Here is a 16,680-nt window from a genome sequence, read left to right as displayed (position 1 = left end):
GTCGACGGGTCTAGAACATGCCGATGCAAAGGAAAAGACGCTTGTGGCCGCAAAGAGGCATTGATCCATTTTTCAATTTGATGCGTTGTGCAGAGGCTGCACCTGTCAACTGCGCCAAGATGGTGCGGGCAGGGCGGAGGAGGCGGTAATCGATGGCCATGCAGGCCCCCAGCCAGGAGGTCGCCGACCTGATTGCGCGTTGCGCCCTGCGTGACCGTGCGGCCTTTCGCGCGCTCTATGACCGCACCAGCGCGAAACTCTTCGGCGTCACGCTGCGTATTTTGAAAGACCGCGCAGAAGCGGAGGAAGCCCTTCAGGAAGTCTATGTCAAAATCTGGCAGCGTGCCGACCGCTATGTCGCCGGCCAGACGAGCCCGATCAGTTGGCTCGTGGCCGTGGCGCGCAATCATGCGCTGGATATTCTCCGTGCCCGCCGTCCGCTGGCCGCCGATATCGATGTGGCGCTGGACATTCCCGATGCCGGCCCTTCGCCTGAGCGGGCAACCGCCGATGGCGAAGAGCGCGGGCGGATCGAGCAGTGCCTTGAAACGCTGGAGCCCGGCCGGGCCGAGGCGGTGCGCGGCGCCTATCTCGATGGTTATAGTTATGATGAGCTGGCCCAGCGCCACGGCGTGCCGCTCAATACGATGCGAACCTGGCTCCGCCGGAGCCTTTTGAAGTTGAGAGAGTGTCTGACGGCATGAGCACGAGCGATGACATGGATGGCGGCGATAGCAAGCGCAATGCGCTGGTCGCCGAATACGTGCTCGGCCTGCTCCCGCCCGCCGAGCATGACCGCGTGCAGCGCTTGATCGAGAACGACACCGGGCTCCAGCAAGAGCGCGATTTCTGGATCTCCCGCTTCGCTGCCCTCAATGAGGGCTATGCCGAAACCCCCGTGCCCGACCGGCTCTGGGCTGGAATCGAGGCCCGGGCCTTTGGCGATGCCGGCACCCCGGCCAAAACCGGCTGGTGGGAAAGCCTTCTGGTCTGGCGGACCATTGCCGCCGGCGCCTTGGCAATCGCGGTGGCCGCCATTGGCTTCAACCTCTTCCAGCCCCGTCCGGACGTTGCCAGCCTCACCACCCAATTGGTGGCTGCGCTCGAAGAGGATGGCAGCAATGTCAAATTCGTCGCGCTCTATGACGGCACCGGCCAGGTACGCCTCACCGCGCTTTCGGGCGATGCGGCGCCCGACAAGGATTTCGAGCTCTGGGCCATCCAGGGCGGCAATAACCCGGTCTCGATGGGCGTGATCCCCGCCAATCAACGCAGCACCGTCGCCATTTCGCCCGAGCTTCTGGCCGGCTGGGGCGAAGGTTCGGTGTTGGCCATCACGCTCGAACCCAAGGGCGGCTCGCCCAGCGGCGCCCCCACAGGGCCCATCGTCGCCAAGGGTGCCGTGCAGCAGATCTAGGCTGCCGGTCCCCTGGTCGTCCTGCGCTGAAACTTATTTTCCCTGAGCTCCGTACTTCCTCCTGTCCCAGCCGACCAAGGGAACGAAAAACAAGGAAGGACCAAGCCCAAATGAAACTCACTCTGCGCGCTCTTTCGCTTGCCGCCATGCTGTCCACAGGTGCTCTTGCCGGCTCTGCCGCCTTTGCCCAGGACAATCCCATGGTTGGCGGCGCCGCCATGTTTGCCGACAAGAACATTGTCGAAAATGCCGTGAACTCGGCCGATCACACCACCCTGGTCGCCGCTGTCCAGGCCGCGGGCCTGGTCGAAACCCTGTCGGGCCCCGGCCCCTTCACCGTGCTCGCGCCCACCAACGAGGCCTTCGAAGCCTTGCCCGCCGGCACTGTGGAAAATCTGCTCAAGCCCGAAAACAAGGACATGCTGACCAAGGTGCTGACCTGTCACGTGATCCCGGCCAAGGCTCTCTCCACCGACATCGTCTCGATGGTGGAGGCCGATGGCGGCAAGCATGTCGTTGATACCGTTGGCGGCTGCAAGCTGACGCTGGAAGCCAAGGATGGCAAGGTCACCGTCACCGATGAAAACGGCACTGTCGCCAATGTCACCATTGCCGATGTCATCCAGTCCAATGGCGTCATCCACGTCATCGACAAGGTGCTGACACCCAAGATGTAACCTTGGCGGACGCCAGGACGAATGGCGTTTTAGAAAGCTGCGGCTCGCGCAGCTTTCACCAAACCTTGACGTGTCATTGACCCCTCCCAGGCTCTACAATGGCCGTCACCAGTCCCGCGCTGAACAGGCGCGGGACGCCCAATCAGGGATCAGAAACATGGCTGTCGATCGTCGCAATCTCTTGCTCGGCGGCGGCGCAATTGCCGCTCTCTCCGCCATCGCGCTGTTCCGCCCCATGGAAACCTCCGTGGCCGCCGAAGCCGATTTCCCCTTCAAGCTCAGCGATGAGGAATGGAAGGCCAGGCTCTCGCCCGAAGCCTATGATGTGCTGCGCCACGAAGGGACCGAGCGCCCCTTTACCTCCCCCCTCAATGACGAGCACCGCGCCGGAACCTTCGCCTGCGCCGGGTGCGATCAGGCCCTTTTCGCCTCGGAAACCAAATTCGACAGCGGCACCGGCTGGCCCAGCTTTTATACCTTCATCACCGGCGCCATCGGTTCGGTCACCGACAACAGCTTCGGCATGAGCCGCACCGCGGTGTTCTGCACCAATTGCGGCGGTCACCAGGGCCATGTCTTCGACGACGGTCCCGCGCCAACGGGCCTGCGCTATTGCATCAATGGCGTGGCGTTGAAATTTGAGCCCAAGGCGGCGTGACCCTGCTTCGGCATCCAACCGCCGAAGCGCGGACCTTTGTCCGGAGATAGATTGAAGCTCCGCGCGGGCGGCTGGGTTGCGCCGAACGCTGTTGCGATCCCGCGCCATTTTCCGCTATGCGGGTGCAAACCTCTCCGGCTAGAAAAATCCCATGAAGCTCACCATCCTCCAGACCGGCGACGTGCCTGCGCCGCTGCGTGGCCAGTTCGGACCCTATGCCAAAATGTTCGAGCGCATGTTCGATGGCACCGGGCAGGGGTTCACCAACGAGGTGGTGGTGGTGTCCGATGGCGCGCCATTCCCCGAGCTGGGGCAGGTGGAAGGCATTGTCATTACCGGTTCGGCGGCCGGGGTCTATGACGACTTTGCCTGGCTCGATCCGCTGCGCGATTTCATCCGCCGCGCCTATGCCGCCCGCACCCCCATGCTCGGCGTCTGTTTCGGCCACCAGATCATGGCCGATGCGCTGGGCGGGGATGTCAGGAAATCCGAAAAGGGCTGGGGCCTTGGCCGGCATACCTATGGCGTGACCGGCCGGCCCGGCTTCATGCGCGCGGCCCCCACGGCCTTGTCGGTGGCCTGCTCGCACCAGGATCAGGTCATCACCCCGCCCAAGGAGGCCGAGGTGATCCTGGCGTCCGATTTCACACCCAATGCAGGCCTCGCCTATCGCAATGGCGCGGCGCTGAGCTTCCAGCCCCATCCCGAATTCCTGGATGATTACACCATCGCCCTGGCCGAACTGCGCCGCGGCAAGGCTCCCGATGCCGTGGTGGACAAGGCCGTAGCCTCGGTCGCGACCCCCTCTGACAGCCGGGACGTCGCCGGTTATATCGGGCAATTTTTTGTGGGGCGGTAAGTCTTACCAATTCATCGGGGCTTCCATCACCCCTCCCTTCCCTCCCCATCAAGGGGAGGGTGAAATCGAGTTTTTGGCAGCGTGTTGCCAAGGGCCTCCGCTGCCTCTCAGCTCCCCAGCAACATCGCAATCTCGGTCCGTAGCTCCCGCAGGCCCTCGCCCTTGACGCTCGAGGTCAGGATGACATGGGGATGGGCCGCCGGGCGCTTGGCGATGGCCGCCTTGGTGGCGGCGATGACCTTTTCCAGCTCCGCCTTGAGGGGCTTATCGGCCTTGGTCAGCACCACCTGATAGCTGACTGCAGCGCCATCCAGCTCGTTCATGACAGTCAGGTCATTGTCCTTGGGGCCATGGCGGCCATCGACCAGCACATAGACCCGGCGCAGCGTCGCCCGGCCGGTCAAATATTGGTGGATCAGCTTGGTCCAGGCCCGCACCTTGTCCTCGGGCGCCTTGGCATAGCCATAGCCGGGCATGTCAACGATGCGCAGGTTCTCGCTCTGGCTCTCGAAGATATTGAGCTCCTGCGTGCGTCCGGGCGTATTGGAGGTGCGCGCCAGGCTCGATGTGCCGCACAGCGCATTGATCAGGCTCGACTTGCCCACATTGGAGCGCCCGGCAAAGGCGATTTCGACCCGGTCCATCGGCGGCAGGTCGGCAATGCGCACGCAGCCCTTGGTGAACAGGAAGGGCCGCGCAAACATCAGCCGTCCGCGTTCGATCATATCGGGCGAATAGTCGATTTCGCTCATTTCGGTCTCACTCAAAAACACTGCCCGCCGGAAGGCTTCCGGCGGGCAGTAGCATGGTTTAGTGCTGCTGACGATCAGGACTTGGTCGTCTCGGCCGCCTTGGGCTTGCGCTTGAAGCTGTCGATGATGTTGCCGAACAGGTTCACTTCGGCGCCATGGCGCTTCATGATGAACCACTGCTGGGTGACCGACAGGGTATTGTTCCAGGCCCAGTAGATGACGAGACCCGCCGGGAACGTGCCCAGCATGAAGGTGAAGATCACCGGCATCCAGTTGAAGATCATCGCCTGGGTCGGATCGGGCGGCGGCGGATTGAGCTTCATCTGCACCCACATGGTAATGCCCATGATGACGGGCCAGATGCCCAGATGCAGGAAGCTGCCGATGATGGGCAGGGCTGTCGGCGTCCACGGGATCAGGCCGAACAGGGTGAAGATATTGGTCGGATCGGGCGCCGCCAGATCCTGAATCCAGCCGAAGAACGGCGCATGGCGCATGTCGAGGCTGATGAAGATCACGGTATAAAGCGCGAAGAACACCGGGATCTGGATCAGGATCGGCCAGCAGCCGGAAAGCGGATTGATCTTTTCCTTGCGGTAAAGCTCCATCATCGCCTGCTGCTGGGCGGCACGATCGTCCTTGAGCCGCTCTTGGATCGACTTCATCTCCGGCTGCACGCGGCGCATCGCGGCCATCGAGGCGTAAGACCGGTTAGCCAACGGGAAGAAAATGGCCTTGACGATGACGGTCACCGCCAGCACGGCGAGGCCAAAATTGCCCAGAATGCCGTAGAGGAAGGTCAGCAGATAGTACATCGGCTTGGTGATGAAGCCCAGCCAGCCCCAGTCGATCAGCAGGTCGATACGGTCGAAACCATACTGGTTCTGGTAGGCGCTGATAACCGCCTCTTCCTTGGCACCGGCGAACAGATAGCTCTCACGCGTGGCGGTAGCACCGGCCGCGATCACGACGGGTGCGGTTTCCACATAGCTGGTCTGGTAGTCGTCATAGCCTGCGGCATTGGACCAGTTGAACCGGGCATTGAGCGCCGTGCCGGCCGGCGGCATGACGGCCGTGGCCCAGTATTTGTCCGAAAAGCCCAGCCAGCCGGCGGTGTTTTCGAAGGTCAGCTGGCGGTCGTTCTGCAGGTCCGAATATTTCTTGGAGATGAGATTGTTCGAACCCAGCACGCCATGCGGGCCTTCATGCTGGATGAAGAAATTCTGCACATGGGGCGTGTTGTGGCGGATGACGCGGGCATAGGGGTAAAGTGCGACATCGCCTTGGGTCTGGTTCTCGATGGTCTGGCTGACCGTGAACAGATAATGCTCGTCGATCGAAATGGTGCGGCGGAAGATGAGGCCCGCGCCATTGTCCCAGGAGAGCGTCACCGGGGTTGTCGCCGTCAGCGTGCTATTGTCGCCATCAACCGTCCAGACGGTCTGCGCGGTCGGCACGGCAATATTGGTGCCGGCCACCGGCACCCAGCCCTCTTCGGCAAAATAGGCATTGGGCACGCCCGACGGCGTCAGCAGCGTGATGATCGGCGATTGCGGATCGACCGTCTCGCGATATTGCTTGAGGCGCAGATCGTCGATGCGCGCGCCGGTGAGGTTGATCGAGCCCTCGAGGTCTTCCGTGCTGATGGCAACGCGCTGGCTGGCGGCCACGGCCTCTTCGCGCGAAGCAAAGGTCTGTGTGCCCGTGGCGGCCGGGGTGGCGGCTGCTGCTCCCGGCGTTGCTGGTGTCGCGGGCGTCGCCAATGCGGCATCGGCGGCGGCCTGCTGTTCGGCGGCGATCTGGGCCTGCTGCTGGGCCCGTTCCATCTGCGGGCCGGCAACGAAGAATTGCCAGCCGAACAGCACGACCATGCTGAGCACGATGGCTAGGATAATGTTGCGATTGTCAGTCATTGTCTCGGTTTCCGTGGGCCGCCGCGGCCGGGAGAATGGCGCTGTTCGCTCGATCTGGGTTCGTGCACACGCACGATCAATGTACCCAGATCGGCAACCAGCTTGGCAAAGGGTTCGCTCAGCGCTTCGCGCCGTCCGAGCAGCACATAGTCGTGGCCGGGCACAAAGTCACGCGCGCATGCTGTCACAGCCGCGCGAAGACGTCGTTTTATGCGATTTCGCTGGGGAGAATTGCCCGTCTTCTTGGTGACGGTGAACCCGACACCCGCCTCGGGCGCGCCGGTCTCGGCAACCTGCAGCCCAAACGCAGAACGCCCGGCGCGATTGCCCCGGGCGGCCCGTTGAAACTGGCTTCGCTTGGTCAGCCGGCGCAAGGCGCCTGTCGGCTGCTCCATGGCCGTCATCCGGCCAGAGCGCCTTAGGCCGAAAGCTTCTTGCGGCCGGCGTTGCGGCGGCGGTTCAGAATGATGCGGCCGTCCTTGGTAGCCATGCGGGCACGGAAACCGTGACGGCGGGCACGCACGAGCTTGGAAGGCTGGTATGTACGCTTCATAACATCAGACCGCGCGGGGCACGGTTCCTCTTATTGGTCGTTGCTTTCGCAAGAATATCTAAGACACGCGTTCGAGCGCCCAGGCGCCCACGGTGCGGGTTGGTGGGGTCTATATGGAAAAGCACGCCTCAAGTCAACGCGCCAAGTAAGCGTCGGGGGTGATACTCCCAGCGCTTTCTTGGCTCCTGTTGCCCGGTTGTCTTCGCCGCCGGATCGCCGCATAAGTCTGCAACAAAATTCTTTTGCCCGGCAGTCCATGGCAGACCTCCAAAATCCTGACCTCTGCATCATCGGTGCGGGCGCGCTTGGCATCGGCCTGGCGCTGCGCGCCCGGCGCCTGGGCGCCAATGTCATGCTGGTTGATCGCGGCGCCGAAGAACCCGGCGACCCCGCCCAGGGTAGGCTGGTCGCCACGGCTTTCGCCACCAGCGCTTCCCGCGCCCAGCTTATGCATGATGCACGGCCCTTTGGCCTCGCCCCGGCCGAACCCAAGCCCAGCTTCAAGGCCATTGGCGAGCGTGCCAGAGCCCTTGCCGCCAGCACGGCGCCGCGCGATGCCGCCAGCCGGCTCACCGCCCTGGGCATCGATTGCCGCGCCGGCCAGCCCATATTCACCGGCCGCCAGACATTCAAACTTGGCGAAACCACCATTCGCGCCGGCCATATCATTCTGGCCACCGGCGCCCGGCCCGTCATCCCCACCATTCCCGGACTCGATGAAGCCACCTATTTCACGCCTGACACCATTGCCGCCAACTCCCGCAAGCTCACCCACCTGGTGGTGATCGGCTCCGACGCATCAGCCATCGAACTGGCCCAGGCCCATCGTCGGCTGGGGGCGGCCGTGACCCTCGTGCCGCAAGGCGACATCCTGCCCGGCTTCGACCGCGAACAGGTCGCTATCCTGCTGCGTCAATTGACCCAGGAAGGCCTTGAGATCGCCGAGGGCGCCAGTGTCACCCGCATCGTACCGCGCCGTCAGGGCACCGGCGTCGATCTCACCCATGCCGATGGCAGCGATCATAGCCTGGATGCCTCCCATCTTCTGATTTCCATGGGTCGGATACCCGATTTCGATGGGCTGGTGCTCGACCGCGCCAAGGTTCGTTTCGACAAGGCGAGGCCCGGCTTTCTCCAGCTCAATACCGATGGCCGGACCAGCAACAGCCGCATCCATGCGGTGGGTGGCGCCGCCGGGCAGGGCCAGTCCCATGCCTCGGCCCGCTATGGTGCCGCCATTGTCGACCGCCTGTTCGGCAATGGGTCCTCCCGTCCCGATCCTGCCCTTATCCCCCTCCTGCTACAGACCGAGCCGGGTCTGGCCACCATCGGCCTGGTTGAGGGCGAGCGCCCCCTGCCGGCCGGGACGCTGGTGCTGCGCGCCAGCTTTGCCGAAAACGACATGGCCCGTGCCCTGGGCCAGACGCATGGCGCCGCCAAGCTTATTGCCGGCGGCAAGGGGCAGATTCTGGGTGCCTCCATTATCGGCCCCGGCGCCGGCGAAGCGATTGCCATGCTGGCTTTGGCGATGGACCGGGCCATGCCCGCCCAAGGCCTGGCCGATCTGGTCCTGCCTCATCCAAGCTTTGCCGCCATTCTTTCCCAATTGGGCGAGGCATTCCTCGCCGCGCGCCAGCCCGGCGCCTGGCAAAAACGCAGCCAGGCCCTGCGCAAACTGCTGGGTTGAGCTGCCCCCGCTGGGGGTTACAGCTCATCCGTCCTTGCCTATAATGGTTTGCAATGACAGCCGAACGCAGTCTTAAGCCCCGCCGGTTCTCCGGCCTCTCGATCAAGCTCATCGCCACCATCATCGTGGTGATCCTGGCGGTCGAGGTGGTTGTCTATCTGCCCTCGCTGGCCAACTTCCGCGCCAGCTGGCTCGATGATCGCCTGCGCGTCGGCGTCGTCGCCGCCCGCGTGCTCGATGCCGTGCCCGATGTCATGGCCTTGCCGCGCGGCCTGACCGATCGGCTCCTCACCTCGGCCGGCGCCAATGCCATTGTCTATCGCCGCCAGGGCCAGAGCCAGCTCATCGAACTCGCTAACCCCGTTACCCCCGACGTCGTCGCCACCGCCGATATGCGCCAACGCGATATCATGACGCTGACCATGGGCGCGCTCGACACACTCTTTGCCGGTCCCGGCCGCACCCTGCGCATCGTGGGGGAGGGCGATCTCGACGAAAGTCTGGTCGAATTGCTGATGCCCGAGCGTCCCCTGCGGCAGGACATGCTCGAATATTCCCGCAATATCGTGCTGCTCTCGCTGATCATCGCCGCCATCACCGCGGTAACGCTCTATGTGCTGGTGAGCCGGCTGTTCATCGATCCGGTCCTGCGCCTGGCAGACAATATGCTAGCCTATCGGCAGGCCCCCGAAAATGCCAGCCTCATCATCGCCCCTTCGGCGCGGCGCGATGAGATCGGCGTGGTCGAGCGCGAACTGGCGGCCATGGAAAGCGATATCTTCTCCATGCTGCGCCAGCGCCGCCATCTGGCCGATCTCGGCCTGGCGGTCGCCAAGATCAATCATGACCTGCGCAATACGCTGACCTCGGCGCAGTTGCTGTCCGATCAGGTGGCAACGCTCGACGATCCCAAGGTGCAGCGGCTGGCGCCGCGCCTCGTCACCACGCTCGACAAGGCCATCGGCTTTGCCCAGTCGGTGCTCGATTACGGACGCGAAATGGCCTCTCCACCGGTCATGGCCCCGGCCACGATCAAGGCGCTGGTCGAGGAAGCCGCCTTCGATGCGCGCCTGGTGGGGCACCCCCATATTACCTTCGTCAACAACGTGCCCGACGATCTGGTGCTCACGGTCGATGCCGGCCAGCTCGGCCGCGTTCTGCTCAACCTGCTCAAGAACGCCCGCGAGGCGCTGGAAGCGGCCAATGCGAGCATTGTCGCGCCCCAGGTCACGGTGGCAGTCGAGGAGGGCGCCGACGACATTACCATCTCGGTTGCCGATAACGGCCCAGGCCTGCCGCCCCGGGCGCGCGACAATCTCTTTGTTGCCTTCGAAGGCTCCGCCCGCTCCGGCGGCACGGGGCTCGGCCTAGCCATTGCGCGCGAAATCACCGAGGCCCATGGCGGCCGGCTGCTGCTGGCCGATCAGCCTCAGGGCACCCGCTTTGATATCGTGCTGCCGGCCACATTGCGTGTCATCTGATTTCCACATTTCGTAAGAAATTCTGCCGCCCGCCCGCTTGCCAATGCCGGAACACCCATGTATGGGTTCGCTCGCTTCAGCAGCAAGCCGCCTCCGGGCCGCTTCACTGACAGTCGCCGTTAACAAAACGGTCTGCGCGCCCGTAGCTCAGCTGGATAGAGCACCAGACTACGAATCTGGGGGTCAGGAGTTCGAATCTCTTCGGGCGCGCCATTTCAATCCCTCACGACCCCGCCAAACGCTGGTTGAATCCCGTGGCCTCCCTTTGAGCGAGGGTCCAGCCGGCATGGAATTGAACATCGATTGGCTCTAGCCTTCGTCCCAGGACGCGGTGTGGAGGCTCTCTCATGGATCGGTTTCCCGGTGGCTGCTTATGCGGCAATGTGCGGTTTGTGGCCATGGGGCGACCATACCGGGTTGGCCTCTGCCATTGCCTCGACTGCCGCAAACATCATGGCGCCCTGTTTCACGCCTCGGCGATATTCCCCCAGGATGCGGTGGACATCGAGGGCGAAACGCAAAGCTATGCCGGGCGGCATTTCTGCCCGCGCTGTGGCTCCTCGGTTTTTTCGCGCAGTGGTGATGAAATCGAGATCAATCTGGGCGCGCTCGATGCCCCCGATCAATTCACGCCGACTTATGAATTATGGACCATCCGTCGCGAGTCCTGGTTACCGCCATTTCCACTGCCGCGGCACTATGAACGCGACCGGCAGGCAACAGGCCGTTTTGAGGATTAAGATTGCATCGGAAAATCTAATTTACATTTGTAAAATAGAAGTCTATTGAACCTCCGCATTGGAGGCAGACGTGCAGAAATCCACCGATCCCCGTTCCGCCCGCTCGCGCGAGGCCCTTGTCGAAGCCATGATCCGGCTCCTGGATGAGCAAGAACTGGCTGCGATCACCATTACCGATCTGGTGGGCCGCGCCGAAATCACCCGGCCGACCTTCTACCAGCATTTCCGCGATCTGCCGGCCCTGGCGCGCGCTGCCGCCTTGATCCGGCTGGAGGCCATGTTCCCTCCTGAGTCATTTGATGGCAGCGGATTGACCCCGGCCGAGGAATTCGCCCACACCGAGGCGACGGTTTGCGCCATTCTTGCGCAATTGCAGCACCATGCTGTCTTCTATCGCCGGGTTATCCATGGCGCGGGCGCTTTCGAGCTTTACGACGATTTCGTCGCCTTACTGGAAACACGCATTCTCTCCGACTCTCCCTTTGGCGCCCGCATTCGCGGCTCGCTGCTGCTCGATCCGGCAGATCGAGTCACCATTCTTTCGGGCGGGCTCACCTGGCTGATCATGCGTTGGCTCGATACCGACTTTTCTGGTGACAACGCAGTTGACCCAATGGCGCGCAGAATTGCCAATGCCATGATCGCCCTGTCGGGAGGTTTGCCATGAATATCCAGACGATCCGTGCCGCCATTGGCCTTTGCGCCGCCAGCCTTGTGCTGGCTGGCTGTTCCGGGCCCGAAGCGCCCGCCGCCGCTATCCCGCCCCGCACCGTCTCGGTTGTCGCCGCCGCCAGCAGCGATACCGTCACCCGGGCGTCCCTGACCGGCGAGGTCAAGGCGCAGGTGCAGCAGGATCTGGCCTTCCGCACGGCGGGTCGCGTGCTCGATGTGCTGGTCGAAACCGGCGATCACGTCGTGGCCGGGCAGCCGCTGGCCCGGCTTGATGCCGCCGACCAGCAGGCCAGCCTGTTGCTGGCCAATGCCGCAGTCAGCTCCGCCCAGGCGCAACTGGCCCAGGCACAACGCGATTTCGATCGTCTCGATGCCCTCTTCAAGGCCGGAAATGCCACCCGCGCCCAGTTCGAACAGGCACAGGCGGCACTGGATAGCGCCAAGGCCGCCCAGGGTGCTGCCCAGTCCCAGCAATCATCGGCCGCCGAAGTGCTGAGCTATGTCGACCTCAAGGCCAGTGCCGATGGCATCGTGCTGTTGCGCGCCATGGAACCGGGGCAGGTGGTCGGCGCCGGCCAGACAGTGCTGAGCCTGGCGCAGGATGGACCGCGCGATGCGGTGTTCAACGTCTACGAGGCGGCGCTGAGCGGGGTACCCCATAATGTGCCGGTCGATCTGACACTGGTCGCCGATCCCTCGATCACCGCGACCGGGGCGGTGCGGGAAGTGTCGCCAACGGTCAATACGGCCACTGGCACCGTGCGGATCGAAGTCGGGTTCGACGACCCCAAGGGGGCGTTGCCGCTCGGTGCGGCGATTGCCGGCAGCATAGCCCTGCCGCCGGTTTCCGGCTTTGCCCTGCCCTGGGGCGCCTTGTTCCGCGACAAGGATGGACCGGCCGTCTGGGTGGTCGATCCATCGGCCGGAACGGTCAGCCTCAAGCCGGTGATTGTCGATCGCTATCTGGCCGACAAGGTCATTCTCGCCTCGGGCCTGGACGCCGGCGATCTGGTCGTCACCAGCGGCACGCAGATGCTCCATCCCGGCGAGGCCGTTACCGCCATGGAGGTCACGCCATGAAACGCACTTTCCGTATCGGCCTTTCCGCCATGCTCCTGGCCGGCCTGCTCGCCGCCTGCGACCGCGCTCCGGAAGCGCCCGCCGCCGAGCCGTTGCGCCCGGTGCTGACCACCACCGTCACCCTGATCTCCAGCGAGGCCATCGGCCCCTTTGTCGGCAGTGTCGAGCCACGCCACCAGACCGCGCTCAGCTTTCAATCGGCCGGCCGCGTGCTGACGCGCGATGTCGGCCTGGGCGATAGCGTCACCAAGGGCCAGGTGCTGGCCACGCTCGATGCCAGCGTGCAGGCCTTTCAGCTCGAAACGGCCCAGGCCAACCTCGCCAGCGCCCAGGCCCAGTTCAACAATCTCTCCGCGTCCGAGGCGCGCGTGCGCCAGCTGGTCTCCAGCAATACCGCGGCGCAGGCGCAGCTCGACGCCGCCACCACAGCCCGCCAGACGGCCGAGGCCCAGCTCGATCAGGCCAAGGCCAATGTGACCCGCGCGCAGGACCAGCTCGGCTATACCCAGATCCTGGCCGATGCCGATGGCATCGTAGTCTCGACCTCAGCCGAAGTGGGGCAGGTGGTGAGCGCCGGTCAGACCATCCTTACGGTCGCCCAGCCCGAGCAACGCGACGCGGTGTTCGACCTGCCGGAAGGCCTGGCCTCCACTTTGGCGATCGGTGATGCGGTCACGATTACCACGACTGACATGACCGGCAGCCAGGCGACAGCTCTGGTTCGCGAAATTGCGCCCTCGGCCTCCGCCACTGCACGCCTGCGCCGTGTCCGGCTCACGCTGGATGCACCGGGCGAGGCCTTCCGCCTCGGGACCACGGTTGAAGCCGTGGTTACCCGGCCGCTCGGCCAGCCCCTGGTGCAGCTCCCGGCCAGCGCCGTACTGGGCGATGGGGAAACCGCCAGCGTCTGGGTGCTCGATCCCGCCGGCACCGTTGCCGCGCGGTCCGTCAGCGTGGTGTCCCGCACCGCAACTCTCGTGTCGATCGGCCAGGGGCTTGCGGAGGGCGACCGTGTCGTCACCGCCGGCATCAATAGCCTCAGCCCGGGGCAGCAGGTGCTCGTCAGTGAAGGGGGCCAGCCATGAAGTTCAACCTTTCCGAATGGGCGCTCGAACATAAGAGCTTCATCTGGTTCCTCATGGTCATCGCCGTCGTAGCCGGGGTGCTGTCCTATCAGAAGCTGGGCCGCGAGGAAGATCCGGCCTTTGCCATCAAGACCATGGTTGTCCAGGCCTATTGGCCCGGCGCTTCCATTGACGACACCAAGAGCCAGGTGACCGAGCGGATCGAGCGGGCGCTGGAAAGTCTCGATAAACTCGATTTCACCCGCTCCTATTCGACAGCCGGGCAATCGACCGTCTTCGTCAATCTCAAGGAGACCCTGCGCGGCCAGGCCGTTACCGATTCCTGGTACCAGGTGCGCAAGAAGATCAACGATATCCGCGCCCAGTTCCCCAGCGGCCTGGTCGGCCCCTTCTTCAACGACGAGTTCGGCTCGGTTTACGGCAATATCTATGCATTCACCGCTGACGGCCTGACCTATCGCCAACTGCGCGACTATGTCGAAACCGTGCGCAATGACGTGCTGGCCATTCCCGATATCGGCAAGGTCGAACTGATCGGCACGCAGGACGAAGTCATTTCCATCGACTTCTCCACCCAGCAATTGGCGACCCTGGGCATTTCGGCCCAGGATGTCATTTCCCAATTGCAGGCGCAGAACGCGGTCACCCCTTCAGGAACGATTCAAAGTGACGGCGAAAAGGTGTTGGTGCGAGTCGGCGGCCAGTTCACCTCCGAGGCCGACATCGCCAGAATCAACCTGCAGCAGGGCGACATTTTCTTCCGCCTGGCTGATGTCGCCACCATCAGCCGCGGCTATCAGGAGCCCCCCGATCCGCTCTTCCGCTACGATGGCAAGACCGCTCTCGGCCTCGCCATTTCCATGGCCCCCAGCGGCAATATTCTTGAGTTCGGCGAAGCCCTTAAGGAGCGTATGGCCGAAATCGAAACCCGCCTGCCCATCGGTGTTGGTGTCGCCCAGGTCTCCGATCAGCCCCATGTGGTCGAGGAAGCCGTCGGCGGCTTCACCAAATCCCTGCTCGAAGCGGTTGTCATCGTTCTGGTGGTAAGCTTCCTCAGCCTCGGCCTGCGCGCCGGCCTCGTCGTCGCCATCTCTATTCCCATCGTCCTGGCGCTGGTCTTCGTCTTCATGGAATTCATGGGCATTTCCCTGCAGCGTGTCTCGCTGGGCGCGCTGATCATCGCGCTCGGCCTATTGGTCGATGACGCCATGATCACTGTCGAGATGATGGTCTCGCGCCTTGAAGCCGGCGATAGCCTGCATAAGGCCGCGATCTTCGCCTATACCTCGACGGCTTTCCCCATGCTGACCGGCACACTGGTCACGGTCGCCGGGTTCCTGCCCATCCTGCTCAATACCTCGACGGCGGGCGAATATATCCAGACCCTGTTCTATGTGATCGCGGCGGCGCTGACGATTTCCTGGGTCGTGGCGGTACTCTTCGCCCCGCTGATCGGGGTGGCCCTGCTCCCCAAGACCATGAAGGGCCATGCCGACAAAAAGCCGAGCCGCTTTGCCGGCTGGTTCCGCCGCTCGCTGGCCTTTGCCATGCAGTTTCGCTGGGCGACGATTGCCTTCACCGTGGCCCTGTTCGCCGTCTCGCTGTTCGGGCTGACCAAGGTGCAGCAGCAATTCTTCCCGTCATCCGACCGGCCCGAAATCCTCGTCGATTTCACCCTGCCGCAGAATGCCACGATCCGCCAGACAGAGGCGGTGATGGACCGCTTCGAGGCCTCGCTGGTCGGCGACGAAGATATCGACCACTGGAGCTCCTATGTCGGGCAGGGCGCGGTGCGCTTCTACCTGCCCATGGATAGCCAATTGGCCAATTCCTTCTTCGGTCAGGCTGTTATCGTCACCAAGGATCTGGAAGCCCGCGGCCGCGTCCGCGCCAGGATTGACGATCTGCTCGCCAAAGACTTCGCCGACATAAACACCTTTGCCCAGTTCCTTGAGCTGGGGCCGCCGGTCGGCCGGCCCATTCAATACCGCCTCAGCGGCCCCGATGTGCAGACCGTGCGCAGCCTTGCGCTCGACCTGGCTGGCGTGGTGAGCACGAGCCCGCATGTCCGGGACATCAGCTTCGATTGGAACGAACCGGGCAAGTCCTTGCTGGTCGATGTCGATCAGGATAAGGCGCGCCGCCTCGGCGTTACCTCCGAAAGCGTGGCACAGGTGCTCAACACCATCATCAATGGCACCACGATTACCCAGGTGCGCGACTCCATCTATCTCGTCGATGTCGTCGTGCGCGCCGAGGAAGACCAGCGCAATTCGATCGAGACCTTGCAGAACCTGCAGGTGCCCACCTCGAGCGGCGTGGCCGTGCCGCTGGGCGCCTTCGCCAGCATCCAATATGGCCTCGAACAGCCCATCATCTGGCAGCGGGATCGCGTGCCCACCATCACCGTGCGTGCCTCGGTGGCGGGTGATATGCTGCCGGCGGCGGTCAACAAGGAACTCGCGCCGGCTATTGCCAATTTCGCCACCCAATTGCCGGCCGAATATCATGTGGTGACCGGCGGCGCCGCGGAATCGAGTGCCAATTCCCAGTCGGCACTGGTGGCCACGCTACCCGCCATGCTGCTGGCCATTGCCTTCATCCTCATGGTGCAATTGCAGAGCGTCTCCAAACTGGTTCTGGTCGTGAGCGTTGCGCCCCTGGGTCTGATCGGCGTGGTCGCGGCCCTCCTGCCCACCGGCACGCCGCTAGGCTTTGTGGCGCTTCTGGGCGTCTTGGCGCTGGCCGGCATCATCATCCGCAATGCGGTGATCCTGATCGGCCAGATCAACGACAATATCCGCGATGGCCATGATCAATGGGAGGCAGTGCTCTACGCCACCGAACACCGTATGCGGCCCATCCTGCTCACCGCCGCCGCGGCCAGCCTTGGCATGATCCCCATTGCCAGCGAAGTGTTCTGGGGGCCCATGGCCTATGCCATGATTGGCGGCATCATCGCGGCAACAGCGCTGACGCTCTATTTCCTGCCGGCGCTCTACGTCACCTGGTATCGCGTCAAGCCGCCGCAAAGCGCTGCGGAAGACGAAAAAGCGGAAGCGCCGTCAGCTTGAATAAAGTCCGTTGACCTGGCCCCTGGGACAGG

17 protein-coding genes and 1 tRNA gene are annotated in these 16,680 nt (G+C 63.6%); 13 read left to right on the top strand and 5 right to left on the bottom strand.

Features of this window, described 5'->3' with window-relative positions:
• Positions 1 to 10 precede the first annotated feature (10 nt).
• On the bottom strand, positions 11 to 160 hold the full coding sequence (locus QQL79_RS15660) for a hypothetical protein (protein WP_284392470.1): 150 nt from the start codon (positions 158 to 160) through the stop codon (positions 11 to 13).
• Here QQL79_RS15660 and QQL79_RS15655 point away from each other — a divergent pair.
• From QQL79_RS15655 to QQL79_RS15635, 5 genes are all read left to right on the top strand, one after another.
• Positions 153 to 704 (top strand): sigma-70 family RNA polymerase sigma factor, encoded by a 552-nt coding sequence (locus QQL79_RS15655; protein WP_284392468.1) that lies wholly within the window; start codon positions 153 to 155, stop codon positions 702 to 704. The two genes, QQL79_RS15660 and QQL79_RS15655, sit on opposite strands and share 8 nt — an antisense overlap.
• Positions 701 to 1,417 carry an anti-sigma factor gene (locus tag QQL79_RS15650; RefSeq protein ID WP_284392466.1) on the top strand — a complete coding sequence of 239 codons (717 nt, stop codon included), beginning with the start codon at positions 701 to 703 and terminating at the stop codon, positions 1,415 to 1,417. Before QQL79_RS15655 ends, QQL79_RS15650 begins: the two co-directional genes overlap by 4 nt.
• 110 nt (positions 1,418 to 1,527) lie before the next feature.
• A complete protein-coding gene (locus QQL79_RS15645; RefSeq protein ID WP_284392465.1) occupies positions 1,528 to 2,094 on the top strand; it encodes a fasciclin domain-containing protein in 567 nt (188 codons plus the stop codon).
• Between the two features lie 157 nt (positions 2,095 to 2,251).
• A complete protein-coding gene (gene msrB / locus QQL79_RS15640) occupies positions 2,252 to 2,752 on the top strand; it encodes a peptide-methionine (R)-S-oxide reductase MsrB (RefSeq protein ID WP_284392464.1) in 501 nt (166 codons plus the stop codon).
• Between the two features lie 151 nt (positions 2,753 to 2,903).
• Complete coding sequence (locus tag QQL79_RS15635; RefSeq protein WP_284392463.1) at positions 2,904 to 3,611, top strand: glutamine amidotransferase-related protein; 708 nt, start codon at positions 2,904 to 2,906, stop codon at positions 3,609 to 3,611.
• A 107-nt stretch (positions 3,612 to 3,718) separates the two neighbouring features.
• Here QQL79_RS15635 and yihA read toward each other — a convergent pair whose 3' ends face one another.
• The 4 genes from yihA to rpmH all read right to left on the bottom strand — a co-directional run bounded on the left by yihA (position 3,719) and on the right by rpmH (position 6,829).
• Entirely contained in the window at positions 3,719 to 4,363 is a 645-nt protein-coding gene (yihA, locus tag QQL79_RS15630) for a ribosome biogenesis GTP-binding protein YihA/YsxC (protein WP_284392462.1), read from the bottom strand.
• Positions 4,364 to 4,437: 74 nt separating this feature from the next.
• Positions 4,438 to 6,276 (bottom strand): membrane protein insertase YidC, encoded by a 1,839-nt coding sequence (gene yidC / locus QQL79_RS15625; RefSeq protein ID WP_284392461.1) that lies wholly within the window; start codon positions 6,274 to 6,276, stop codon positions 4,438 to 4,440.
• Positions 6,273 to 6,671, bottom strand: coding sequence for a ribonuclease P protein component (gene rnpA, locus QQL79_RS15620; RefSeq protein WP_284392459.1), 399 nt, complete (start codon positions 6,669 to 6,671; stop codon positions 6,273 to 6,275). The genes yidC and rnpA overlap by 4 nt, the downstream gene beginning before the upstream one ends.
• Positions 6,672 to 6,694: 23 nt before the next feature.
• Positions 6,695 to 6,829, bottom strand: coding sequence for a 50S ribosomal protein L34 (rpmH, locus tag QQL79_RS15615; RefSeq protein WP_056228810.1), 135 nt, complete (start codon positions 6,827 to 6,829; stop codon positions 6,695 to 6,697).
• 256 nt (positions 6,830 to 7,085) lie between these two features.
• Here rpmH and QQL79_RS15610 point away from each other — a divergent pair, with 256 nt between their 5' ends.
• The 8 genes from QQL79_RS15610 to QQL79_RS15575 all read left to right on the top strand — a co-directional run bounded on the left by QQL79_RS15610 (position 7,086) and on the right by QQL79_RS15575 (position 16,648).
• Positions 7,086 to 8,516, top strand: coding sequence for an FAD-dependent oxidoreductase (locus tag QQL79_RS15610; RefSeq protein WP_284392452.1), 1,431 nt, complete (start codon positions 7,086 to 7,088; stop codon positions 8,514 to 8,516).
• Between the two features lie 53 nt (positions 8,517 to 8,569).
• Complete coding sequence (locus QQL79_RS15605) at positions 8,570 to 9,997, top strand: sensor histidine kinase (RefSeq protein ID WP_284392449.1); 1,428 nt, start codon at positions 8,570 to 8,572, stop codon at positions 9,995 to 9,997.
• Positions 9,998 to 10,133: 136 nt separating this feature from the next.
• Positions 10,134 to 10,210: transfer RNA gene (locus QQL79_RS15600), tRNA-Arg, on the top strand.
• A gap of 134 nt (positions 10,211 to 10,344) precedes the next feature.
• Positions 10,345 to 10,737, top strand: a complete 393-nt coding sequence (locus QQL79_RS15595) for a GFA family protein (RefSeq protein ID WP_284392447.1) — start codon at positions 10,345 to 10,347, stop codon at positions 10,735 to 10,737.
• 70 nt (positions 10,738 to 10,807) lie between these two features.
• Complete coding sequence (locus QQL79_RS15590) at positions 10,808 to 11,404, top strand: TetR/AcrR family transcriptional regulator (RefSeq protein WP_284392445.1); 597 nt, start codon at positions 10,808 to 10,810, stop codon at positions 11,402 to 11,404.
• Positions 11,401 to 12,489, top strand: a complete 1,089-nt coding sequence (locus QQL79_RS15585; RefSeq protein ID WP_284392444.1) for an efflux RND transporter periplasmic adaptor subunit — start codon at positions 11,401 to 11,403, stop codon at positions 12,487 to 12,489. The genes QQL79_RS15590 and QQL79_RS15585 overlap by 4 nt, the downstream gene beginning before the upstream one ends.
• Positions 12,486 to 13,574, top strand: coding sequence for an efflux RND transporter periplasmic adaptor subunit (locus tag QQL79_RS15580; RefSeq protein ID WP_284392442.1), 1,089 nt, complete (start codon positions 12,486 to 12,488; stop codon positions 13,572 to 13,574). Before QQL79_RS15585 ends, QQL79_RS15580 begins: the two co-directional genes overlap by 4 nt.
• Positions 13,571 to 16,648, top strand: coding sequence for an efflux RND transporter permease subunit (locus QQL79_RS15575; RefSeq protein ID WP_284392440.1), 3,078 nt, complete (start codon positions 13,571 to 13,573; stop codon positions 16,646 to 16,648). Before QQL79_RS15580 ends, QQL79_RS15575 begins: the two co-directional genes overlap by 4 nt.
• The last annotated feature ends 32 nt before the right edge of the window (positions 16,649 to 16,680 follow it).

Origin of the sequence: Devosia yakushimensis (assembly GCF_030159855.1) — a bacterium.
In the GTDB taxonomy this organism is placed as follows: domain Bacteria; phylum Pseudomonadota; class Alphaproteobacteria; order Rhizobiales; family Devosiaceae; genus Devosia; species Devosia yakushimensis.
This window is presented reverse-complemented; position numbering and strand designations above follow the sequence as displayed.

Bases quoted from the DNA above. Each gene is read 5' to 3' on its own strand.
- QQL79_RS15605 (WP_284392449.1), top strand. From the start codon at position 8,570: ATGACAGCCGAACGCAGTCTTAAGCCCCGCCGGTTCTCCGGCCTCTCG.
- yihA (WP_284392462.1), bottom strand. From the start codon at position 4,363: ATGAGCGAAATCGACTATTCGCCCGATATGATCGAACGCGGACGGCTG.
- msrB (WP_284392464.1), top strand. From the start codon at position 2,252: ATGGCTGTCGATCGTCGCAATCTCTTGCTCGGCGGCGGCGCAATTGCC.
- QQL79_RS15595 (WP_284392447.1), top strand. From the start codon at position 10,345: ATGGATCGGTTTCCCGGTGGCTGCTTATGCGGCAATGTGCGGTTTGTG.
- QQL79_RS15580 (WP_284392442.1), top strand. From the start codon at position 12,486: ATGAAACGCACTTTCCGTATCGGCCTTTCCGCCATGCTCCTGGCCGGC.
- QQL79_RS15655 (WP_284392468.1), top strand. From the start codon at position 153: ATGGCCATGCAGGCCCCCAGCCAGGAGGTCGCCGACCTGATTGCGCGT.
- rnpA (WP_284392459.1), bottom strand. From the start codon at position 6,671: ATGGAGCAGCCGACAGGCGCCTTGCGCCGGCTGACCAAGCGAAGCCAG.
- QQL79_RS15635 (WP_284392463.1), top strand. From the start codon at position 2,904: ATGAAGCTCACCATCCTCCAGACCGGCGACGTGCCTGCGCCGCTGCGT.
- rpmH (WP_056228810.1), bottom strand. From the start codon at position 6,829: ATGAAGCGTACATACCAGCCTTCCAAGCTCGTGCGTGCCCGCCGTCAC.
- QQL79_RS15660 (WP_284392470.1), bottom strand. From the start codon at position 160: ATGGCCATCGATTACCGCCTCCTCCGCCCTGCCCGCACCATCTTGGCG.
- QQL79_RS15650 (WP_284392466.1), top strand. From the start codon at position 701: ATGAGCACGAGCGATGACATGGATGGCGGCGATAGCAAGCGCAATGCG.
- yidC (WP_284392461.1), bottom strand. From the start codon at position 6,276: ATGACTGACAATCGCAACATTATCCTAGCCATCGTGCTCAGCATGGTC.
- QQL79_RS15585 (WP_284392444.1), top strand. From the start codon at position 11,401: ATGAATATCCAGACGATCCGTGCCGCCATTGGCCTTTGCGCCGCCAGC.
- QQL79_RS15645 (WP_284392465.1), top strand. From the start codon at position 1,528: ATGAAACTCACTCTGCGCGCTCTTTCGCTTGCCGCCATGCTGTCCACA.
- QQL79_RS15575 (WP_284392440.1), top strand. From the start codon at position 13,571: ATGAAGTTCAACCTTTCCGAATGGGCGCTCGAACATAAGAGCTTCATC.
- QQL79_RS15610 (WP_284392452.1), top strand. From the start codon at position 7,086: ATGGCAGACCTCCAAAATCCTGACCTCTGCATCATCGGTGCGGGCGCG.